This window comes from Komagataeibacter xylinus, from assembly GCF_031081985.1.
GTDB lineage: Bacteria > Pseudomonadota > Alphaproteobacteria > Acetobacterales > Acetobacteraceae > Komagataeibacter > Komagataeibacter xylinus_E.
In genome coordinates, this window is the sequence record NZ_JARWSK010000008.1 from 139771 (window position 1) to 161125 (window position 21355).

A 21355-nucleotide genomic window follows, 5' to 3' on the forward strand; every position below is an offset into this window, starting at 1 on the left:
ACCATTCCTCTCCTGCTATCGCCGTGTCACGGTCAGGCAGATCACCGCGATCCGCTCCGCCGTGGATAGCGGACCATTCTCCAGCTCCTCACCAAAGACATCCGGATCGAGCTCAGTGGCCGCCCACGTAAACTCCCGGCCATCCAGCAGGGCCACCACATCGCGCAGGAAGGGATTGTCCCCATTGATGATTGCGGTCCCGGTATAGAGCAGCAACGTCCCGCCGGGCGTCAGCCGCTCCATGGCCGTTCTGACAATCGCCAGTGACAGGCCCGCCCCCAGCCTGCCGCCGCCATCTCGGTACAGTCTGCAACCGGGATCGGGCAGATAGGGTGGGTTGGAGATGATCAGGTCGAATGCACCCGAAAGCCCCGACAGGAGATCGCCCTGCCACGCCATGATGCCGCCGACGCCGGCAAGACCAACGTTGATCCGCGCCAGCCGCAATGCGTCGGGGTTGATATCGACCATCACCACTTCGGTTGACGGGCAGACCTGTGCAATCATGATCGCGCCAAGTCCCGTGCCGCAGCCAATGTCCACTGCCCGCACGGGCGGCGGGGCGGAGCGCAGGTGGGCCGCCAGCACCGCGCCGAACCGGTAGCTGTCGGGGCCGAAGAACACCGCATCCGCCGCCACGGTGGGAAAGGCGGAATGGAAGAACCCGTTGCCCCCCAGCGTGGAGAACCGGAACCGGCTGCGCCAGGCCCCGTTATCAGCGACAAGCATCCCTGCTTCCGTCGCCTGCGCAAAGAGGGACACGGGCAGCGCATCACGCCGGAAGGGCCGGCTCCAGCCAAAGATATCGACGGGGTTCGCCGCCCACCCATTACCCGGTCGCGCGTTGACGCGGCGCTGGGTCTCTGGCGTGGGGCAGACAAACCTGTAGCCTGATCGCAACAGCGTGATCCCCACCTGTTGCATTGCGTGATCCCGAACTGCCGCGGGGAAGATAGGATTGTCCATGATGAAGCCCCAACGCAGCACGAATTACGCCTGTTCCCACCATGCTGGCAACGCCTGCAGCTTTGGTGCGATGGAACAGCTTCCGAAGCCGGTATTGTGTATACCCCTTGTCCTGCAGTGGCTATGGCTGGGGCTACGCTATCGCAGCCTGACGCTGCCATCGGTGGTCAATCCGGCGATCGAGACCGGGGGACTGGCAGGCGAATCAAAAGCAGCCTGCCTGGCCCGGATCGGTCAGGCGCATGCGCCATGGGTCGCCCGTACCGTCCTCGTCTCCCCCGCTGACATCCCGGCGGCAGCGTCCATGGCGCGGACATTGGGCTACCCGCTGGTTGCCAAGCCCGATATCGGCTGGTGCGGCCATGGCGTGCGACGGATCGATGTCGTAGATGGGCTGACGGCCTACATCGCGGCCTTCCCCCCCGACGCCAGCTTCCTCTTGCAGGAATTCGTGCCCGGCCCCTTTGAGGCCGGACTGTTCTACAGCCGTGGCCCGACCGAAGCCCATGGCCGCCTTATCGGTCTCGCCATCCGGCATTCCCCACAGGTCACGGGCGACGGCGTGCGTTCCATCGCGGCCCTGATGGCCGCCGACCCACGGCTGTGCTCGCGGATCGGGCATTACCGGCGCGCCCTTTCCACCAGAGGGATTGACCATGTTCCGATGCGTGGCGAACGCGTCATCCTTGGCACGGTCGCGTCCCTGCGGGTGGGCGGCCGCTATGAGGATGCCATGCGGCTCAATACCCCTGCCCTTGAAGACCGTGTCGATGCCATAGCCCGCTCCATGCACGGCTTCCATTTCGGTCGCCTGGACGTACGTTTTGGCAGCGAGGCGGCCCTGCAACGCGGAGAGTTCCGGATTATCGAAATCAACGGCGCCGGATCCGAAGCCATCCAGTTCTGGGACCCGACGATGCGCCTGCGGGATGCCTATCGTGGCGTGTTCGCCAAGCAGGCGGCCCTGTTCGCGCTGGCGGCCCGGATGCGGGCCGATGGCGCGGTCCCGATCAGCGCAATGGCGCTGGCCACGGCATGGTGGCGGCAACTCAGGCTGATGCGGCGCTATCCTTCGTCCAATTAGTTCATATGTGCAGCCCGGATCATGATCTGGAAACAGGCTCCGCATCTGTATGACCCTGATCGGCGCTGTCATGCCATGATACGTGGTTCCACCGCCTCACCCCTTCTGCAATCGGGGAAGCAGGCGTTCCAGCCGCAGCCTCCCCCGGCTGTCCGTCAGCCGCCAGGCTGCCAGGTAGGCCGCGGCTGTCGCGCCGATCAGGTTGCCACTGACGATAAGTGACATCAGCAGGACCTGGTACCTTGAGGCTGCCAAGGGGTTCATCCCCGCCAGGATCTGCCCTGTCATGATTCCGGGCATGGTAATGATCCCGGCGGCCGCCATCTGGTTCAGCGTCGGCAGCAGGGCCGTCCGGATGGCCTGGCGAATCAGGCCGTTCATTGCCTGCGCGCGGGTCGCGCCGAGAATGATCCGCGCCTCGATGGCCTGCCGTTCGCGCGTGATGGCGGACAGGAGTGTATTCATCGACAGGCTTGTTGCATTCATGACATTGCCCAGCAGCAGGCCCGTCAGGGGAATGGCCGTGCGGGCCACATACCACGGGTGGGGCTGGAGGCCGGTCAACAGCCCGATCAGCACCACGATGACCGTCCCTGTTACCGTGGAGGCACCCGCGATCCCGAAATGCCACCACAGACCAAGGCGGACCTGCTGGCGTGACCCGGCTTCCCGGGCGGCGGCGGTGAACATGAAGGCCAGCAGCCCGATGGTCAGCCACACGGAGGCATGACCAAACACGAACAAAAGCACACTGCCGACAAGCGCAAGCTGTACCGCCATGCGCACGGCGGAAACCAGCAGCACCCGCTGCAACCCCAGCGACAGCAGGAACGACAGCGCGCTGCCGATGGCGATCAGGGCAGCGGCCACCAGCATGTCCCCGGTCGTCAGCACTATGGGTGTCATGGCGCGATTTCTTCCATGTGTCCCCGTGCCATCCGGAACCGCGTCCCGGCCATGCGCCCCGCCTGCCCCATGTCGTGCGAGACCAGGACAATGGCCGTCCCCTGCGCCCTTGCCTCCTGAAGAACGGCTTCAACCCTGTCCGTCGTGGCGGCATCCAGCGCCGAACAGGGTTCATCAAGCAGCAGGACACGGGGATGCAGCAGCAGGGCGCGGATCAGGGACAGCCGCTGGCGTTCCCCCGTGGACAGGCGTGACAGCGGCGAGCGCAGGCAGTCTTCCCGCAGGCCAAGGCGCGCGACCAGCGCGCGCACCGCGTCCGTATCCACCATGTGGTCCAGCACGATATCGGACCACCACGCGGGTTCCGCCGGGACATATTGCACCAGGCGGCGCCACTGCGCCGCAGGCATGCCCGAGCAGGCCTGTCCATCGATGCGTGCATCGCCTTCATGCGGGTCAAGATCCGCGATCATGCGCAGCAGTACCGACTTCCCGCTGCCTGATGACCCGGTGATCGCCACGCACGCCCCCGCCGGGACAGTGAATGCAAACGGGCCACCATGGACGCTGCGCAAGGCCAGTACCTCCAGCGCCACAGGCCTGGCCTGATCTGTCGCTACAGTCATCCATCCTCCTGAACAGCCATCCCTGCCCGTTCGCGCGAAGACATCAGCCACGTTGCGTCCAGTCCCGGGCCTTTTCTCATATCTGAATTTCTCGATATGAGGAAATATTATATCCTCGCCGGACATGGCGACCGGCATCGCGCCGGTGTGCATGGCCCGGGCTACGGTCCATTTATGGACAGGTCCCGGCGACAGGACGGCCTGCCCCCGCGCCAGCCCGATGAAACCGGCCAACGCTGTAGGCGTTGGGAACCCTGCCTGTTTGCCCATAATCGGATATTACCATGATGCTGGATCGCCGTTCCTTTCTGGCATTGTCCGGACGAACGACGCCGGCGGCCATGATCCCGCGCCGGGGCCGTGGCGCTGGCCCCGTCATGGGTGGAAAAGCGGACCATACGCTGCGGATCGCCACGGGACAGGTCGAACTTGCCCCCGGGCGCATCATTTCAACCACGCTTTATAATGGCCAGTTTCCCGGCCCCCTGCTGCGGCTTGAGGAAGGCAGGCTCAGCGTGATCGACATCTTCAATGATACCGATACGCCGGAACTGGTGCATTGGCATGGCCGGGGGCGATCTCAACCGTGGTACCTATACCGGGCAGGTCGGGCTGGTCTATATCGAGCCGAAGGATAATCCTGGCGCCCATGACCGCGAGATATTCCTTGTGCTGAAGGAATTCGCGCCATTCTTCAGCCGTGGCGGCGACATGGCGGTGGGTGCGCTTGCGGGCGACCCGGTAGCCGAACTCCAGCGGCTGGGAAAGGGCGCCGACGCGGTCGCCACGCAAGGGACGAAGGGGTTCGAGGTCGGCTACAGGTCATTCACGATCAACGGCCCATTCAATAAGGTGGCGTATAAGCTGGTGCTGCCGGATAGGGCGCCGTCGGGTAAGCAGGCACGACCGGTACAGGCATCGCCACGCCTGTAGTGGCAGCAACCACGCCCGCGATCAGTCCGGTTACCGCCGCCACAAGCAGGTACTGCGCTCCGGACTGCATCCAGTAATAGCCTGATGGCGGCGCCCACAGGCCATGGTAGCGCCGCCAGTCACGGCCCCGCCACTGCCGCGACCGCCAGTTGACATAATACTCCCCCCTTCGCCAGTCCCTCATATGGCCACGCTCCCCGCCACGACGGTCATGACCGCCATGCCCCCATGGCGGATCCGCACGGGCCGTCGCACTGGTCAGGATCAGGCAGGCTGACAGGATGGCGGCCGGAAATCGATCTATCATGGTGCCTCCATCGGCAAGCAGGGTAAGGAACACAGGCTCTCATGGCTTATGCATGAACGTACGCCCCCCCCCGCGCCAGGACAGGGATTGACATTATTTTATATATCCACAATCAAAGATATATGGATATGGAATCGGCCCTTGCCGCGCTCAGCGCCCTGTCCCAGTCCACGCGGCTGGCTATCTTCCGCCTGCTTGTGCGCCATGAACCGGACGGCCTGCCCGCCGGACATGTCGCTCGCCATCTTGATATGCCGCAGAACACGATCTCGACCCACCTCGCGATCCTGACACGTGCCGGCCTGCTGAGCGCGCAACGCCACAGTCGGCAGATCGTCTATCGCGCCTGTCTTTCTCGCCTGCAGGACCTGATGCTCTTCCTCGTCAGGGACTGCTGTGCGGGCAGTCCCGAACTCTGTGCGCCCCTGATCGCGACCCTGTCCTCCTGCTGTCCGTCCCCCGAATCCTGCTCATGACCATCACGATCTATCACAACCCGGCCTGCGGCACGTCGCGCAATGTGCTGGCACTGATCCGCAACAGCGGCGAGGAGCCTCGCATTATCGAGTATCTGAAAACGCCTCCCAATCGTGCGGAACTGGTCGATCTGATTGCCCTTATGGGCGTTCCGGTGCGCTCGGTCCTGCGGGAAAAGGACACGCCCTTTCACGAACTTGGCCTCGATAATCCGGCCCTGAGCGATGACGCGCTGATCGATGCCATAATCGCACACCCAATCTTGATGAACCGACCGATCGTCGTCACCCCGCTCGGCGTTGCGCTCTGCCGTCCGTCCGAGACGGTTCTGGACATCCTGCCCAACCCACAGCAGGGCGCATTCGTCAAAGTGGACAACGAGAAAACCGTCGATGAATCCGGAAAGCGGATCGTCTGATGCTGGCGCTTCTGATTTTCGTTGTCACGCTGGTTTTTGTCATCTGGCAGCCTCGGGGGCTGGGCATCGGCTGGAGCGCAATGGCAGGTGCCGCCGTGGCTCTGGCGGCTGGTGTGATCCACTGGCACGACATTCCGGTCGTCTGGCACATCGTCTGGGACGCGACCTTCACCTTTATCGCGCTGATTGTTATCTCGCTGTTGCTGGACGAGGCCGGGTTCTTCCATTGGGCCGCCTTGCACGCGGTGCGTTGGGGCAAAGGGCGAGGCCGGACGCTATTCCCGCTGATCGTGGTGCTGGGAGCGGCCATTGCAGCGGTTTTCGCCAATGACGGCGCGGCCCTGCTGCTCACGCCCATTGTCATCGCCATCCTCACTCAACTCCGCCTGAGCCATACTGCAGCCCTGGCCTTCATCATAGCGACCGGCTTCGTCGCGGACACCACCAGCCTGCCGCTGGTCATCTCCAATCTGGTGAACATCGTCAGCGCCAATTTCTTTGGCATTGCGTTCGATCGCTATGCCACGATCATGGTCCCTGTCGATCTGGTAGCACTTGGTGCAACGCTGGCCGTCTTGTGGCTGTGGTACCGGCGGCAGGTGCCTGCGACCTATCCCGTCGCCGAACTGCCCGCACCTGCCACGGCCATTCGTGACCCTCATGTATTCCGAGCGGCATTTCCGCTGCTAGCCCTGGTTCTGGCGGCCTATTTCCTGACCGCGCCGTTTCATATCCCGGTCTGTGTCGTAGCCTGCCTGGCCGCTGCAATCCTGCTGCTCGTCGCCGGATATGGCCGGGTGATCTCTGTTCGCAAGGTGCTGCGGGGTGCCCCGTGGCAGATCGTGATCTTCTCCCTAGGCATGTATCTGGTGGTCTATGGGCTGCGCAATGCCGGGCTGACCGACTATCTTGCGACCGCACTGGTCTGGCTCGGTCATCAAGGGACGTTCACGGCCACCATCGGCACCGGCTTTCTAGCGGCTGTTCTGTCGTCCATCATGAACAATATGCCGAGTGTGCTGGTCGGGGCGCTGGCGATCCAGCAGGCTCACGACATCACGCCGCTGACACGCGACCTGATGATCTATGCCAACGTCATCGGCTGCGACCTCGGGCCGAAATTCACGCCCATTGGTAGTCTCGCAACACTGCTGTGGCTGCATGTGCTGGCATCCAAGAATCATCGGGTCACGTGGGGGCAATACATGAAGGTCGGGCTGGCCATCACCCCGCCGGTCCTGCTGGCCACGCTCATCGCGCTGGCCCTGTGGCTGCCCCGGGTCAGCCACCCGTAACGCATGAAGGGAACCGCTCCATGACCGCACCTGACTTGCCCGCCCTGCATCCGGAATATCTCGAACGGGTTGACCTCGCGCGGCTTGAGCCACACCCACGGGTTGACCATCCGCCCCGCATCCTGCTGCTCTATGGCTCGCTGCGACCACGCTCGTTCAGCCGCCTGCTGGTGCTGGAGGCGGAGCGCATCCTGAAAGCCCTCGGCGCGGAAACGCGGATATTCGACCCGACCGGCCTGCCGGTGGCGGATTCCGTACCTGCCACCCATCCAAAGGTGCAGGAACTGCGCGCACTCTCGCTCTGGTCGGAAGGCCAGGTCTGGTGCAGCCCCGAACGGCACGGTAACATAACCGCTGTGTTCAAAAACCAGATCGACTGGTTGCCACTGTCCGAAGGCTCGATCCGTCCGACGCAGGGCCGCACGCTGGCGGTGATGCAGGTCTCAGGCGGATCGCAAAGCTTCAATTCCGTCAATGCCCTGCGGGTTCTGGGCCGATGGATGCGGATGTTCACCATCCCCAACCAGTCCAGCGTGCCGATGGCCTATACGCAATTCGGTGATGATGACCGGATGAAGCCCTCCCCGCTCTATGACCGCATGGTGGATGTCATGGAGGAACTGATGAAGTTCACATGGCTGCTGCGGGACCGGGCCGATTACCTCGTTGATCGCTATAGCGAGCGCAGGCAGGACCATCGCCCGCCTGAAGCGCGGTGAGGCCGGGACGGGACGGAACCGTTCAACGTGGTGATTGCGGATGGCGGCCATGCTGCGGGGCCGTAAGCCTGCTACGCTCCAGCCAACGCCAAAGCGGCAACACTTCAGGCTTACCATATCCGTGATCCTGTGATCTGGATTAATAAACCCCAATCTTCGTGCGACCATCTTGTCGCTTTATCAAAGCTCTTGTAAAAACAAAAAGAAATACTTTGTCATGAACATAGCGTTATGGAATCTTTCCAATTGAAAACCTCCATAAACAGTAAAATCCGTCACGATCCACAAGAAACTACCAAGGTTCTTGTGGTCAACACCCTCCTGACGTGAAGACAAACACCGTGTCCTGATTTCGCATATAGCGATCTTCCTATACCGCCTTGATGTGCCTGGGCATCATAGCCTGCTCATGCCGTTGGCCACGGTCGTTCGAGATTACCAGGATAAAAGCAATAGTGGCGGTCACCGATATTGTACCGGCCCACCTGACCGACACCACTACGAAAGGGGTTCACCCCATGTCACCCTTACAGTCGAGTTGCGCCCTGCCTGAGGCTGCCACGTCTCGAAATGGACGGGAAGGCATCTGTCTTGATCATGACCAGTCCTTGCAGCAATGGATCCTTGCATGATGACCGAAACCTGCAAGGTCCTGATGATCTTCCCGCTTTTCAACGCCAATTCATTCTGGAACTACAAGGAAGCCTGCGATCTTGCGGGCGCACGCTATCCGGCGGCCCCCCTTGGCCTGGTCACGGTCGCAGCCCTCCTGCCCCGGGACTGGGAAGTCCGGCTGGTCAACCGCAATACCGAAGACCTTGTGGATGCCGATTACGACTGGGCCGACATGGTCATGACCGGCGGCATGCTGCCGCAGCGCAATGATGCGCTGCACATCATCGAGACCTGCCGCGCGCGCGGCAAGCCGGTGGTGGTGGGTGGCCCCGACGTGACCTCCAGCCCATCGCTTTACAGCGCCGCCAATTTTCAGGTTCTGGGCGAGGCCGAAGAGATCATGGATGATTTCATCGCCGTCTGGCACAGCGGCGTGCGGCAGGGCATGTTTGAGGCTCCCATGGGCAAGACGGATGTGACCAAAAGCCCATTGCCGCGCTTTGACCTGCTCAAGCTGGATCAGTACCTGCACGTGGGCATCCAGTTCTCGCGCGGTTGTCCGTTCAGTTGCGAGTTCTGCGACATCATTGAACTCTATGGCCGAGTGCCGCGCACCAAGACCAATGCGCAGGTCATGGCCGAACTCGATGCCCTGTACGCGCTTGGCTATCGCGGACATGTGGATTTTGTCGATGACAACCTGATTGGCAACAAGAAGGCGCTCAAGAAATTCCTGCCCGACCTGAAACGCTGGCAGAACGAGAAGAACTTTCCATTCGAGTTCTCGACCGAGGCATCGATCAACCTTGCCGATGATGCCGACCTGCTGCGCAGCCTGGCCGATACCAATTTCTTCGCCATATTCGTCGGCATCGAAAGCCCGGATACAGACTCCCTCGTGCTGATGCAGAAAAAGCAGAACACGCGGCGCAGCCTGCAGCAGAGCATCGAGACGATCCACAAGGCCGGGATTTTCGTCAATGCGGGCTTCATCGTGGGTTTCGACAGCGAAAAGGGCAGTGTCGCCCAGGGCATGATCGACTGTATCGAGGATACGTCCATCCCAGTCTGCATGGTCGGCCTGCTTTACGCCCTGCCCACGACGCAGCTGACGCGGCGCCTGCTGGCGGAAGGCCGCCTTTTTTCCGGCAGTGAACAGACGCAGTCGGGCGACCAATGCACGGCGGGGCTGAATTTCGAGACAAAACGCCCGCGTCGCGACGTGCTGAACGATTACAGGACGGTGCTTGCGGCCATCTATGACCCAGTCGCCTATTTCGGCCGCGTGCGCAGGCTGGGCCGGATGCTCGGGCGCAAGCGCGCGCACCGGATGATAAAGGGTGATTTGCGCAGCTTTGTCCGGCTCATGTTCCGCATCCACCGTGCGGGGCCGGGAACGGCCGGGCAGTTCTGGCGCATGATGCTGGACTGCGCCCTGCATAACCCGCGCGCGCTGCCCTATGTGGTGATGACAAGCGCGCTTTACCTGCATCTTGGCCCGTTTTCACGCCAGGTCATTGCCGAGATCGACCGCGAGATCGCGGATGTGGACCAGGGCCGCTGGCACGTGCCGCCCGTTGTACGTCATGTCAAGGCAGAACTCGTGCCAGTCTAAACCGTGTTAAGGGAAGATGAAGGAGTATGCATGATGTACAATAAAAGCGCTAATATGCATTGCCTGTTAAAGCGCATTTCGTATAAATTCCGACATAACGAAGCTATTCCACTTATCAAAATATATATTGAATTAATGAAAAGAATTGTTCAATAAATAATTTGTTTTAAATTTTATTATACGATATTTTCTCGAAAAATGAGGCGCATCTGGCATAATCATCATATATGGTTATTTACAATCATATTATTGAAAACCTTCTCTTTTGCATATGCCCAGCCTGTTCCCGTAAGCGTGCTGAGCGCGGGCGTTACGCCACAGCAGAATATTCCCGACCATATTGACCCGCGCACCCATCTGTCCGGCAACTGGGGCGGAATACGGAACCGGCTGCTGGCACAGGGAATTGATATCCGTATATCGGATACCAATGAATTCTGGTCCAACCCGGTGGGGGGCGCGCAGGCATCCAGCAACTACATCGGGTCCGCCGCGGTTGAAATGGTGACGGATCTGCACACCCTGACGGGCCTGCCACTGGGTACATTTGACATCAGCGCCATGGAAATCCGTGGGCGACCATTCAGTAATACGCCCCTGTATGTTTTCAACCAGACATCGAATATCGAAGCGGATGATAACGGGCGGCTATATGAACTGTGGTACAGCCAGAAATTCATGGGAGAACGCCTGGCCTTCCGGATTGGCAAGCTGGATCTCGGGCATGACTTCATGGTCAGCAGCGTCGGGCTGAACTTCCTCAACGCGTCCTTTTCCTGGCCCATCATGCCCGATAATGACCTGTATGACCAAGGCCCCGTCTCCCCCGTGGCCACGCCTGCGATACGGTTGCGCTATACCCTGTCCCCACACTGGAATTTCCTGTTCGCGGCAGCCGATGACAATCCTGTGGGCGGCCCCTTCATCAACGCGAAGGACCCGTGGAACCAAAACCGCGACCCCGGTGGCACGCGCTTCAGTTTCCGCACGGGCGCTCTTTTCTTCGGGGAGGTCCAGTACCGGCGGACCCTGTACGGAAGGCAGGGCACATATAAACTTGGCGGTTACTTTGATACCGGACGCTTTCCCGACCAGTCCGATCTCAGAAAAAACCATAAAACCAACTGGGCCGTCTACGCCATTGCGGATCAGACGCTGCAGCATTTCGGGCGAATAACGGAGCTTGACGCTTTCATTCGGGGGAACTGGACAGCGGACACCGACCGCAACCAGATCGTCTATGCCGCAGATGCTGGGTTTACCCTGAAGGGGCCGTTTGGACGTGCAGGCGACATGGCGGGGTTTGGTGCGGGCCTGGGGGCGGCTAGTCCCTATCTTGCCCAGGCGGACCGGCGTTCTGGCCTGCCCATGCAGGGCACCGAATATCATCTGGAGTTGACCTATCAGATCCCAATCACGCCATGGTTCATGCTTCAGCCTGATATTCAGGGCATCATATCGCCCAGTGGTGGTGTTCTCGATAATAAAGGGCAGCATGTGCATGACGAAGCCATCTTCGGTCTGCATAGCAGCGTAACATTCTGAACCATTCTGTACAAGGTTTTTTTGAAAAGATCCGACCAGACTGTGTTGCCCCGCCTTTTCATTCTAGGTTCAGCTAGAAATTCACATTGGTATGCAACCCGAATACGGCTTCATTACCAATCAGGCGCGTCGGACAGGATGGATCTCCCGTGCCGCCCGAGGGGTTCAGGACATATTGGAAATCGGGCTGCACGACCATCCATGGTGTGATCTGGGCCTGATAGGTCAGTTCAAAATGATTTTCGTTTCCCTGCACCAGCGCACCGCGCGCGCGATCATAGGCACGCACGCCTGATGTGACGCGACCGATACCCCAGCCCAGACCAAGTGTATCATTCGTCCTGCCTGAAAAGGGCGCCTTCAGGTTAAGGCCGGCATCAATGGCGAAGTTTATGATATTGCGATCACCACTATTACCCGTCGCCCGGACAAACAGGCCAAGTGCGCGTGATGCATCAGGCGACGGACGCCAGATCAACTGGTCGATTATCCCGTAAATCAGCCAGTTTCCCCGATCCCAGCGGGGTGTACCACCATCCGCGCCAAGAGACAGTCCCTGTGTGTTATATCGATAATCCGGAAATCGTGCCGTATCATAATAGCCTCCAAGTTTATAAACGCCTGACAGGCCCGGATGACTGGCCGCGCGTCCACTGTCGCCAGATTGAGGATTGAAGGCATACTGAATTTCGGTAATCAGTAGCGCGCCGGTTCCCATATTGAACTGCGTGCCACTTCCATCCCTTATGGTCTGGCTGGTGGGGTCCGCCGGGTTTCCGGTCACGCCAAAGACACTGCTATCCTGATTACCCGACGGATTGTCATCCGCCGCCGCGAACATGAATGTGTATTTTTCACCGGGTCGGTAGCGCAACCGGATTGCGGGAGCTGCAAGCGGCCATGAAGGACCGCCAGCATAAAGATTGACCGAAGGACCCATTGGCCATCCGAAATTGGCGTTGAGGTACAGGGACGCGTAATCGCTGATCAGGAATTCCGTATCGAGATCCTGCTGGCCGATCTTGACGTCCAGCGCGCCCCTGAGAAAGGACTGCTGGTACCAAAGTTCAAACAGGCGGGTGGAGCGATCCGCCTCAAATCCGCTGATGGGGTTGAAATTGCCCAGATGGTCCTGAGTGACGGCACGTCCCCGGATCTGCAGGGCACTGATGTTGATTGTCGCGCCTTTAAGCCCGATCATCCTTTCCAGATCCGCCATCAGGGTCGGCATGGTAATGCCGATATAGGAAGGGCCCGTGCCCGATCCCCTGCCATCGCCATTGGTACTGCCGATCCCGCCCGTGGCGTTACCCCATAACTCGTTGACGTCCTGAATGCTCAGCGTCAGGCCGTAGCGGGCCAGCCATGGACGCAATCCCCCCATATTCCCCAGCAGGCTCCCACCGGCAGACGGCGTATCTTGGCTGTGGCTGGTCGTGATTGCGCCTGCTTGCCAGGAATCACGCACGGTCGCCGGGTCAATCTGGGCCAAGAAAGGTGTACTGGCGCCCAGATGGGCCTGCCCACCCGCAATGGCGGTCTGGGCCTGCCCCGCAACGGAGATGAAACCGCCGATGCCCCAGAAGAAAATTCCCTCACATACACGCCGGGACAATCGGGTAACGCAAACCGCCGGAATCCTGCGTGATGTCAGTTCGCACGGTCGCAAATGTTTCTCATATTATCGTAAAAAAGGTCGTAATCCAGACAGATATCATATACCCGGTCTTCTTTCCACAACATGATGTTTTTGTTAAAGACACAATGTGAATAAAAGAGAATTGTGATATTATATCGTTCTCGTAATTTAATTTATTATTTTTAAAAAATATGCCTGAAGGTCATAAAAAGGTGTCTATTCTGCTTTGGCGATGGACGAAAACACATAGCGGAAAATAAATTATCGCGGCTGCCGCTTCTATGGAAAACAATTCAGACTTTTCACTTTGGCTGCCTGCACAAAATGATCGCCGGCATGCGTGGTAATACTGAGTACCATGCTGCCTGCTACAAGGATTGGCCGCCCTACCATTGCTCATAACGGCTGATCTCTTGCTAGCAGCGTCTCCCCCGTGACCTTATTTTCCGTGTTCAGGTTCACGTCATGTCTGCGTGTTACAAGAACAGCGAGCATCGGCATGATGGCATGGCCAGGGTCAGGTGCCAGGAGGCCGGACAAATATTATGAGATCGATAGTGCATTACGGATTGGCAATCCTGATGATAGTCAGCATATCCGGCTGTGTGGCGCGCGCCGAAACAGAAACAGAAACAAACGGTATTTGCGAGACAGTGGAACAGGGTATCCGGCTGCATGTCGACGGCACGTATGGCGGATATCCCCATTCCGTCCTGCGTGATGCGGTGCTGGAGAGCGTAGCCTGTCCTTCGGGGGATGCAGAACTACGCGCTTTCCATACCATTGCGATACCGCCGCCCCATATGCGTATTGCCGTCATGCGCCCCATCGGGCAGGGCCAGCAGGGATCGCTGTCCATCATGCTGTTTTCACAAGGGCATTTCGTTATCGGCGAACGGATGTCCCTCTCTCCTTTCTCACGCACCCAGTCTCCTTTTTCGGTAAAGGCAGACATCAACCTTGCAACAGCACGCCTATGGGGCGATCTGGCGAACCGGATCGCACAGGGGAAGCGTGCCATTCCATAACGGGGAAACAAGCTCAGTCCATCACATTTGCGATCCGGTTTACCGAAAATGGCCGTAGCTTGCACATATTCTGCGATGTCATTAGGTCACGGGCGCCACACAGTTATCTGGATACAGGTTCCTTGCTCGCTGCCGGTGTCGTCGTGGGTTTACCATCTCCATTCTTTTTTTACAGTCTGAACACCAACGGACCGCAGGTATCGACAAGGCGGCCAATCGTTCAGGTTCGCGTCATGTTTGAGTGATATGATCGTTCGGATGAAATACAAATCTGGCCTTTCCCCAGCACGTTATGACGCACCAACAATCATTTTCCACTGGGGATGCACGGCCATTATCATACTGCAGTTCGCAACCGCGAATTTATGGGGCCTGTTCCGGAACCCGCTACACCATCAACTGGTGGTGACCCACCTGACGGCAGGCATGGTACTGAGCGTTCTGTTTCCCGCACGCCTGCTATGGCGACTAGGCTGGGGACGGCAGATCCGCGCCGCCGATCGCTGGCTTGATGCCATGCTGGCGCGCTGCGTGGAATACAGCCTGTATGGTTTAGTCCTGCTGGAAATCCTCCTGGGATATCTGTGGCGATGGGGCAATGGGCAGGCCATGAGTTTCCTGTCCATCCAGATCATGCCGCCCTTTGGCAGGTTTCCGACATCGACAGTCGGCATTCTGCACTGGCTGCACCAGTGGAATGGCTGGCTGATCATCGTGCTTGCCACGGGTCATGCGCTGGCCGCGTGTTTTCATTACTTCATTCTCCGGGACAATGTTTTTCAGAGAATGCTGCTGACAGGGAATGTATCCGATGAATATGGAAAGTAAAATACCGCTGCGCCCCAAAGAAATCCACGCGACCTCCCGTCTGGGCTGGCTGCGGGCCGCTGTTCTGGGGGCGAATGATGGTATCCTGTCAACATCCAGCCTGATCATTGGTGTCGCCAGCGCCCATGCGACACAGGGGAGCATCCTGCTGGCTGGAATTTCCAGTCTGGCTGCCGGGGCCATGTCCATGGCCGCAGGGGAATATGTGTCCGTTAGCTCGCAGGCGGATTCTGAGAAGGCTGACCTCGCCCGCGAAAAAAAGGAGCTTGGCAGTAGCTGGGACGCTGAAGTGAGCGAACTGGCCGGGATATACCGTCAGCGTGGCCTGGATGATATTCTGTCACGCAAGGTTGCCCTTCAGCTCATGAAGCATGATGCACTGGGGGCGCACGCCCGCGATGAACTCGGCATTTCGGACGCGACTGCGGCGCGCCCGGTACAGGCCGCCTTTGCATCGGCTAGCGCATTCTCTTCCGGTGCCATACTGCCCGTGCTGGCAGCCCTGCTGTCGCCAGCCAGCGTGGTCTCGTGGAGTGTATCCGCTGTATCCCTGATTGGTCTGGCGGTGTTGGGAGTCGTGGGTGCGCGTGCAGGTGGGGCCTCACCATGGCGTCCGGCAATGCGGGTCATATTCTGGGGCATCGTAGCGATGGCCGTGACGGCTGCCATCGGCCGGATATTCGGGGTACAGAGATAATGTATTAAATATTTCTGTATATTGAACGAATGGAATGATATCGTGAATGTACTTCTTGTAATTGTGCTATCAAAGGCTGTCGTTTCAGTGCTCTGCATGCGACTTGTATTTCATTTATATCGTGACAAAAACAATATAATATTACATAGAAATGGGTCTGTGGGATAATGCTATCCCGGCAATAGATAGTGGGCATCAACTTCCTTGAAGACTTTCCCAAGGCGGCTATGGGAACCCCGCTTCTCCTGCGGGACGCGAATTATATGCGCAGTGATCTCTATTCCGTTGTCGCTGCGATCGTTAATGGCCGACTACGATGTCGGACCGAAAGGCATTTGCCTACACGCCATGGTCATCCTGCTTGCGTACCCATCTCATCCAGGATGGCCGCACCGGGCATGCATGCAAGATCATCCTATACCGCCAGGGAGTCACGCACTCATGACATAACCGCTACCCCTGACGGTGTGGATCAGAGGTTGGCCGTCCTGCCCCAGTTTTTCCCGCAGACGACAAATATGCGTTTCGACGATGTTCGTACGAACCGGGAAATCCATATGCCAGACATCCTTCAGCAACATTTGCCGGGAAAGCACCGTGCCTGCATTCCTCATGAAATATTCCAGAAGTTTTAGTTCCTGAGGCTGCAGAAGAACCTTTTCGCCATTCCGTGTCACTGCAAGCGTCAGCAGATTGAGTTCAACGTCAGCCACATTCATTATTGTTGTATGCTGGAAGGAAGATGATCGACGAAGCAGTACCTGCACGCGCGCGACCAACTCGCGTAATGCAAATGGCTTGATCATGTAATCATCCGCACCATGCCGCAGACCGGCGACACGGCTTGGTACGCCATCCATCGTCGTCAGGAACAGGACTGGCGTCATGATGGCATAAGAGCGCATGCGCATGAGAATTGTCAGTCCATCCAGACCAGGCAGCATGCGATCCAGAATGACGATATCCCACGTTTGCGACAGGGCATGCTGCGATCCATCGGTCCCGTTAGCGACACAAACCACGTCAATTCCGCTTTCCTCCAGTCCCTGCCGCACGTAATCCGTAGTTGCGTGGTCATCTTCAACCAAAAGCAGGCGGGGGCGTGTTACCAGCGTCATGAAGCAGGCCAATCAACAAATTTAATGTCCCGCCCAGCGAGACTGAGTTCTTGATCAGGTTATCAGAATCATTGTTACATGACACCATCCATGACGATGGATAGACAATTATTGGCATTTTTTAATGTATCGACCATGTCTCCAAATTGAATACAGAATAAATAATATCAATATTTCATGTGATACATATCATAAATGTGGATGTATATGTATTATATTTTATACGGTATTAAAACAAATACTACGTACGCGCAGGCATATAAAAAATAAAAGACGGTAAGTTCTCTCCGGACAGGACAAGGCAAAGGGGTTAACGCGGAAAGACCATTGAGGGTAAAGTCAGGCCACAGGGCTGGAGCCTATGCCAACCGGACCTGTCATGATCGGGGACGGGTGGATCTTGTCCGGTCATCCATATCCTGAGAGGATGTCGCTACATGATAAATATGTCCAATGATGTCGTGGAATAGGATATCCCGACGCCGAAATGTGGAGACACGACGTATCATCGCCACGACGTCGTTTCGTATCGTCACGTTGTTCGCCGGTCTTTTTATATTGGGCGGCATGGTCATGACTATAACGTCAGGCCTTTACAGCCAGTCAACCATGCGCCAGCAGATCCGCCGGGAAGTGGAGAACGAGAGCCATGAGACATTTGCAGATGCTGGTGTTGCGGATGTCCGTCATCTCCTGCCAGTTGTGCAAGGACTGATCGAACATGAACCCGGTTTCCATTATTTGCTTCAGGACTCCGGACAGGTCATTGTCGCAGGCAACATGCTGCATCTGCGACCAGTGCCGGGCGAACGCTGGCTGGCATGGTCCCATCGCCTGCCGAAAGAAATCAACCAGGATATCGTTTATGGAATAGGTTATCGCCTTGATGACGGCGGCTATTACTTCGTGGGCATGGATGCCTCGCCCCTGACGCATCTCCAACGCGCATTATGGACAACGATCCTGTGGGGCATTGCAGGATTTGGTCTGATAGGGGTAGCGGGCGGCCTTTTCCTGAGCAACCTGATCCTGAAATGGATCGAGACGATAAGCAGGACGGCACGGAGCATCATGCAGGGCGATATGTCTCGCCGCATCCCGCTACGTGGCACGGATGATGAGCTTGATCATCTCTCGGAGAGCCTCAATGCGATGCTCGACCAGAATGAATACCTGATTGCAAGTCTGAAACAGGTCTCCAATGACATCGCGCACGACATGCGCCGCCCGCTGGCGCGTATGCGCCAGAATCTTGAGCGCGCCATTGGGGCACATGGACCTTCCGATACCATGCATGAGCAGGTCGAGTGTGCAATCGAGGATCTGGATGCCGCATTGGAAATATTTTCCTCGCTGCTCAAGCTGGCGCAACTTGAGTCCGGGGCATGGAACAACGAAATGGAACCCCTCGATCCCGCACGACTTCTGGAATCAGTTCTAGAACCGTATCGCTCCGTTATCGAAGACAATGGACAGCGCCTGGAAACCGAAATCATTCCCGCCTGCCCTACCGTCACCGGTCATCCAGTCCTTTTACGGCAGGCATTCTCCAACCTGATCGAGAATGCCGTACGCCATACGCCTGACCAGACCACCATCACAGCGACCATAATGCTTTCGGACAAGACCATCACGATAGAAATAGCCGATAATGGTCCAGGCATTCCGGACGAAGCCATGCTTCGGGTATTCGACCGCTTTGTCCGTCTTGATACAAGCCGTACGCATGACGGTAACGGGCTAGGGCTTACCATGGTGAAAGCCGTAGTACAACTGCACCGGGGCACGATCGTCTTGTCTCACAACAACCCTGGCGTAAGGTGTATCGTTAAATTACCCATAGAGATCTAGCCTTCACGGCCTCATAGACAGCAGACCTCCTGGCTGGTTAGAGATGTGCAAATACGACTGAAGATTGGGGCATTGTAAGCTGACATCCCCGTGAGCTTTCGCCAGAAATAATGATGCCGCGCGCCCATGCGATGTGGCCGCCTGCAACGGTCCCGGCGAGCAGGGATCCAAATCGGGATTCATACAAACCATGCTGCTCTGGTCCCTGATTCTGGTTGCATCAGCCGCGGCATTTGGCCTGAGCGCCGTGTCGGGAGGCGGTGCCGGGCTGCTCCTAATGCCCCTGCTGGGGCTGGTGCTGCCTGGCACTCAGGTGCCAGCCGCCCTGTCGATCGGGACAGTTGCCAGTTCGGCGACGCGCATCATCTCGTTCCGGCAGGCGATCCGGTGGGACATCGTCCGGCATTTTGCGCCCACCGCGTTGCCCTTCGCCGCCCTGGGCGCATGGGCATTGAGCCGTATGGAGCCAGCCTATCTGTCGCTGCTTCTTGGCGTATTCCTGATGGGCAATCTTCCCCTTCTCTTTCGCAAGCCTGCACCCCAGGTCACTGTGAAAACGCCCCACGCTATCGAACTGCACGTGCTGGGTGCTACCGCCGGCTTCATTTCCGGTTTTACCGGAGCGGTCGGCCTGGTGTTCAATGGGTTTTATTATCGACTTGGTCTCCGGAAGGAAGAAATCGTCGCAACCCGCGCGGCCAACGAAATCATGCTGCATGTGCTCAAGATCGCTCTCTACGCTGAGTTCGGCCTGTTGAATACCCGGGCCAGCATTGCGGGTATCGCTGTTGCTGCGGCGGCGGTTCTGTCATCAATAATCATGAAGTACCTGTTGCCGCACCTACATGATCGCTTGTTTCACCATATTGGTCATGCCGCCATGGTCGTGGCGGGTGTCATGATGGTGATCTCCGCCAGTAGTCAGTTAGCGCGGTAGGCAAATGTCACGGTGCATTTCGCCCACGTAGCCCATGAAGCCGCAGCGTCCGTGTCATGGCGGCAACACACTTTCGCGGTCGAATGGGAAAATAGTGATGAACGCGAGTTGAGCCCCCGAGTGCTTTCCAGACTGGCTTCATCCCCTATGATAACAACCCATTGATTTGAGTGCGGGAATCTGATTCAGGCTCTGTGAGGAGACTGGAGATGAGCGACCTGTTTTGGCTGCCGGACGAACAAATGGAGCGTCTGCGGCCCTTTTTCTTTAAGAGCCATGGTAGAGCCTGCGTTGATGACCGCCGAATGCTGAGCGGCATCATTTTTGTCAATCGGAACGGCTTGCGCTGGCGCGATGCGCCCCGGGGATACGGTCCACATAAGACGCTCTAAAACCGTTGGAAGCGCTGGGGCGCCATGGGGATCTGCGCCCGGATGATGGACGGTCTGGCTGCCGGAAAGGCAGAGCCCCAGACCATCATGACTGATGCGACGTATCTCCAGGCACACCGCACGGCTTCGAGCGTGCGGCTAAAAAAGGGGATCCAGGTCGCTTGATCGGCCGCACCAGAGGGGCATAAACACGAAGCTGCATGCGATCACCGACCAGAGTGGGCGACCGCTGAGCTTTTTCATGACTGCGGGACAGATAAGCGATTATACCGATGCCGCTGCCCTGCTGGATAGTCTTCCTGAAGCACAATGGATGCCGGGAGATCGCGGGGATGACGCCGACTGGTTCAGGGACGCCCTGGAAGCAAAAGGTATAAAAGCCCTGCATTTCAGGACAGAAATCTCGCGGAAAACCGGTCAGATACGACAAGAGAAAATATAAACGCCGCAATCGCGTCGAGATCATATTCGGAAGGCTCAAGGGCTGGCGGCGGGTTGCAACCCGCTACAACAGGTGCCCGACCGTCTTCTTCTCAGCCATCTGTCTCACCGCAACCGTCATGTTCTGGCTATGTGTCCCGAGCCTAGAAGCCGTCCGTACTTTGGTAAAAATCTTTCAACACCGTAATAATAATAACGTCCGCTATCATTATATTACCCGCAACAAAGTGAACTTTTCACCTGAAGATTATATGAATCTTACTTCACACGAGATTCACTATGACTACAGTGATATTTTTTTCATCGACGGCTTCAAATGTTCTATCAAGTGTTTGAGGGAGGCATCATGCCAGGATGGAAAAGTGAGCAAACACATTATCCTGAACCACTAGTGAGATCCAGTAAGCTCATCCCATCGGAAAATGCCATAAATGCATCAACGGCCTGTACTATGAGATGGCGAAACTGACAAGCATTGCCCAGTATACACTGGTTATTGCCAGATGAGTGACAGGCACCAGGGGATTCTTTTTCAGTTTCCATGAGCCGCATAATATGACCGACGTTTATGTTTCTGGCAGACACAGCCAGACGGATGCCACCAGTACGTCCCCGGGTACCTTGTACGATCCCGGCATGACACAGGTGTTGTACAACTTTCACAAGATGATTGTGCGAAATGCCATGCAACTCAGTGATGTTCCTGACGGTAACACGCGAATCAGGATTACACGCCAAGTGGATCAACACACGGAAAGCGTAGTCGGTACGCAGCGAAAGACGCATCAACCCCACCACCCATAGGCACGTGTTGACTGATTTTCCCAAGCAGGCTCTCAGAATATTGCCAACGGGCTGCTACCAGGCAACCGTGACGTAGGGCATTCGTGACATAGGGGAGTAGAGTACGCAAAATGG

At 57.7% G+C, this 21355-nt stretch carries 19 protein-coding genes and 2 pseudogenes; 14 read left to right on the forward strand and 7 right to left on the reverse strand.

From position 1 onward, the window contains the following. Window positions 1-15 precede the first annotated feature (15 nt). Window positions 16-924: a methyltransferase gene (locus QEG70_RS14770; RefSeq protein ID WP_010509896.1), complete on the reverse strand. Its 909-nt coding sequence runs from the start codon at window positions 922-924 to the stop codon at window positions 16-18. Window positions 925-964: 40 nt separating this feature from the next. On the opposite strand from QEG70_RS14770, the gene QEG70_RS14775 reads away from it, so the two are divergent. Continuing rightward, a complete protein-coding gene (locus QEG70_RS14775) occupies window positions 965-2050 on the forward strand; it encodes an ATP-grasp domain-containing protein (protein ID WP_039998446.1) in 1086 nt (361 codons plus the stop codon). 96 nt (window positions 2051-2146) lie between these two features. Here QEG70_RS14775 and QEG70_RS14780 read toward each other — a convergent pair whose 3' ends face one another. Continuing rightward, window positions 2147-2956, reverse strand: coding sequence for an ABC transporter permease (locus tag QEG70_RS14780; RefSeq protein ID WP_010509899.1), 810 nt, complete (start codon window positions 2954-2956; stop codon window positions 2147-2149). Beyond that, window positions 2953-3582 (reverse strand): ABC transporter ATP-binding protein, encoded by a 630-nt coding sequence (locus QEG70_RS14785; protein WP_025440182.1) that lies wholly within the window; start codon window positions 3580-3582, stop codon window positions 2953-2955. Before QEG70_RS14785 ends, QEG70_RS14780 begins: the two co-directional genes overlap by 4 nt. A 341-nt stretch (window positions 3583-3923) precedes the next feature. Here QEG70_RS14785 and QEG70_RS14790 point away from each other — a divergent pair. Then, window positions 3924-4401, forward strand: a pseudogene (locus tag QEG70_RS14790) (multicopper oxidase domain-containing protein); the annotation flags it as partial. A gap of 25 nt (window positions 4402-4426) precedes the next feature. Here QEG70_RS14790 and QEG70_RS14795 read toward each other — a convergent pair. Beyond that, the gene (locus QEG70_RS14795; RefSeq protein ID WP_308721323.1) at window positions 4427-4822 is read right to left on the reverse strand and encodes an RcnB family protein; all 396 of its coding nucleotides are present in this window, start codon (window positions 4820-4822) and stop codon (window positions 4427-4429) included. A 122-nt stretch (window positions 4823-4944) separates the two neighbouring features. Between QEG70_RS14795 and QEG70_RS14800 the strand changes: the two genes are divergently transcribed. The 6 genes from QEG70_RS14800 to QEG70_RS14825 all read left to right on the forward strand — a co-directional run bounded on the left by QEG70_RS14800 (window position 4945) and on the right by QEG70_RS14825 (window position 11506). After that, complete coding sequence (locus QEG70_RS14800; protein WP_048852226.1) at window positions 4945-5298, forward strand: ArsR/SmtB family transcription factor; 354 nt, start codon at window positions 4945-4947, stop codon at window positions 5296-5298. After that, window positions 5295-5717 carry an arsenate reductase (glutaredoxin) gene (gene arsC, locus QEG70_RS14805; protein ID WP_007396746.1) on the forward strand — a complete coding sequence of 141 codons (423 nt, stop codon included), beginning with the start codon at window positions 5295-5297 and terminating at the stop codon, window positions 5715-5717. The genes QEG70_RS14800 and arsC overlap by 4 nt, the downstream gene beginning before the upstream one ends. Continuing rightward, window positions 5717-7012, forward strand: a complete 1296-nt coding sequence (locus tag QEG70_RS14810; protein WP_007396745.1) for an arsenic transporter — start codon at window positions 5717-5719, stop codon at window positions 7010-7012. The genes arsC and QEG70_RS14810 overlap by 1 nt, the downstream gene beginning before the upstream one ends. Window positions 7013-7032: 20 nt before the next feature. Further along, on the forward strand, window positions 7033-7731 hold the full coding sequence (gene arsH, locus QEG70_RS14815) for an arsenical resistance protein ArsH (protein ID WP_007396744.1): 699 nt from the start codon (window positions 7033-7035) through the stop codon (window positions 7729-7731). 628 nt (window positions 7732-8359) lie between these two features. Then, complete coding sequence (locus QEG70_RS14820) at window positions 8360-9961, forward strand: B12-binding domain-containing radical SAM protein (protein ID WP_007396741.1); 1602 nt, start codon at window positions 8360-8362, stop codon at window positions 9959-9961. A gap of 294 nt (window positions 9962-10255) precedes the next feature. After that, complete coding sequence (locus QEG70_RS14825; protein WP_265176191.1) at window positions 10256-11506, forward strand: carbohydrate porin; 1251 nt, start codon at window positions 10256-10258, stop codon at window positions 11504-11506. A gap of 73 nt (window positions 11507-11579) precedes the next feature. On the opposite strand, the gene QEG70_RS14830 is transcribed toward QEG70_RS14825, so the two are convergent. Then, window positions 11580-13121 (reverse strand): carbohydrate porin, encoded by a 1542-nt coding sequence (locus QEG70_RS14830; RefSeq protein ID WP_039998442.1) that lies wholly within the window; start codon window positions 13119-13121, stop codon window positions 11580-11582. Window positions 13122-13690: 569 nt separating this feature from the next. Here QEG70_RS14830 and QEG70_RS14835 point away from each other — a divergent pair. The 3 genes from QEG70_RS14835 to QEG70_RS14845 all read left to right on the forward strand — a co-directional run bounded on the left by QEG70_RS14835 (window position 13691) and on the right by QEG70_RS14845 (window position 15698). Then, window positions 13691-14173, forward strand: a complete 483-nt coding sequence (locus QEG70_RS14835) for a hypothetical protein (protein ID WP_029335552.1) — start codon at window positions 13691-13693, stop codon at window positions 14171-14173. Window positions 14174-14431: 258 nt separating this feature from the next. Next, entirely contained in the window at window positions 14432-15001 is a 570-nt protein-coding gene (locus tag QEG70_RS14840; protein WP_231289985.1) for a cytochrome b, read from the forward strand. Next, the gene (locus QEG70_RS14845) at window positions 14991-15698 is read left to right on the forward strand and encodes a VIT1/CCC1 transporter family protein (RefSeq protein ID WP_308721328.1); all 708 of its coding nucleotides are present in this window, start codon (window positions 14991-14993) and stop codon (window positions 15696-15698) included. The genes QEG70_RS14840 and QEG70_RS14845 overlap by 11 nt, the downstream gene beginning before the upstream one ends. A gap of 431 nt (window positions 15699-16129) precedes the next feature. On the opposite strand, the gene QEG70_RS14850 is transcribed toward QEG70_RS14845, so the two are convergent. Next, entirely contained in the window at window positions 16130-16816 is a 687-nt protein-coding gene (locus QEG70_RS14850) for a response regulator transcription factor (RefSeq protein ID WP_007396728.1), read from the reverse strand. A 453-nt stretch (window positions 16817-17269) separates the two neighbouring features. Here QEG70_RS14850 and QEG70_RS14855 point away from each other — a divergent pair, with 453 nt between their 5' ends. The 3 genes and pseudogenes from QEG70_RS14855 to QEG70_RS14865 all read left to right on the forward strand — a co-directional run. Beyond that, window positions 17270-18667 (forward strand): sensor histidine kinase, encoded by a 1398-nt coding sequence (locus tag QEG70_RS14855; protein WP_053324002.1) that lies wholly within the window; start codon window positions 17270-17272, stop codon window positions 18665-18667. A 190-nt stretch (window positions 18668-18857) separates the two neighbouring features. Beyond that, window positions 18858-19604: a sulfite exporter TauE/SafE family protein gene (locus QEG70_RS14860; RefSeq protein WP_241503147.1), complete on the forward strand. Its 747-nt coding sequence runs from the start codon at window positions 18858-18860 to the stop codon at window positions 19602-19604. A gap of 209 nt (window positions 19605-19813) precedes the next feature. After that, window positions 19814-20568: pseudogene (locus QEG70_RS14865) on the forward strand (IS5 family transposase); the annotation flags it as partial. Window positions 20569-20812: 244 nt separating this feature from the next. Here the strand turns inward: QEG70_RS14865 and QEG70_RS14870 are convergent. Continuing rightward, a complete protein-coding gene (locus QEG70_RS14870; RefSeq protein WP_082267083.1) occupies window positions 20813-21223 on the reverse strand; it encodes an RrF2 family transcriptional regulator in 411 nt (136 codons plus the stop codon). Window positions 21224-21355 lie beyond the last annotated feature (132 nt).

Bases quoted from the DNA above. Each gene is read 5' to 3' on its own strand.
- QEG70_RS14775 (WP_039998446.1), top strand. From the start codon at position 965: ATGATGAAGCCCCAACGCAGCACGAATTACGCCTGTTCCCACCATGCT.
- QEG70_RS14785 (WP_025440182.1), bottom strand. From the start codon at position 3,582: ATGACTGTAGCGACAGATCAGGCCAGGCCTGTGGCGCTGGAGGTACTG.
- QEG70_RS14795 (WP_308721323.1), bottom strand. From the start codon at position 4,822: ATGATAGATCGATTTCCGGCCGCCATCCTGTCAGCCTGCCTGATCCTG.
- QEG70_RS14780 (WP_010509899.1), bottom strand. From the start codon at position 2,956: ATGACACCCATAGTGCTGACGACCGGGGACATGCTGGTGGCCGCTGCC.
- QEG70_RS14860 (WP_241503147.1), top strand. From the start codon at position 18,858: ATGCTGCTCTGGTCCCTGATTCTGGTTGCATCAGCCGCGGCATTTGGC.
- QEG70_RS14855 (WP_053324002.1), top strand. From the start codon at position 17,270: ATGATGTCGTGGAATAGGATATCCCGACGCCGAAATGTGGAGACACGA.
- QEG70_RS14770 (WP_010509896.1), bottom strand. From the start codon at position 924: ATGCAACAGGTGGGGATCACGCTGTTGCGATCAGGCTACAGGTTTGTC.
- QEG70_RS14850 (WP_007396728.1), bottom strand. From the start codon at position 16,816: ATGACGCTGGTAACACGCCCCCGCCTGCTTTTGGTTGAAGATGACCAC.
- QEG70_RS14845 (WP_308721328.1), top strand. From the start codon at position 14,991: ATGGAAAGTAAAATACCGCTGCGCCCCAAAGAAATCCACGCGACCTCC.
- QEG70_RS14870 (WP_082267083.1), bottom strand. From the start codon at position 21,223: ATGCGTCTTTCGCTGCGTACCGACTACGCTTTCCGTGTGTTGATCCAC.
- QEG70_RS14800 (WP_048852226.1), top strand. From the start codon at position 4,945: ATGGATATGGAATCGGCCCTTGCCGCGCTCAGCGCCCTGTCCCAGTCC.
- QEG70_RS14840 (WP_231289985.1), top strand. From the start codon at position 14,432: ATGAAATACAAATCTGGCCTTTCCCCAGCACGTTATGACGCACCAACA.
- arsH (WP_007396744.1), top strand. From the start codon at position 7,033: ATGACCGCACCTGACTTGCCCGCCCTGCATCCGGAATATCTCGAACGG.
- arsC (WP_007396746.1), top strand. From the start codon at position 5,295: ATGACCATCACGATCTATCACAACCCGGCCTGCGGCACGTCGCGCAAT.
- QEG70_RS14810 (WP_007396745.1), top strand. From the start codon at position 5,717: ATGCTGGCGCTTCTGATTTTCGTTGTCACGCTGGTTTTTGTCATCTGG.
- QEG70_RS14820 (WP_007396741.1), top strand. From the start codon at position 8,360: ATGATGACCGAAACCTGCAAGGTCCTGATGATCTTCCCGCTTTTCAAC.
- QEG70_RS14835 (WP_029335552.1), top strand. From the start codon at position 13,691: ATGAGATCGATAGTGCATTACGGATTGGCAATCCTGATGATAGTCAGC.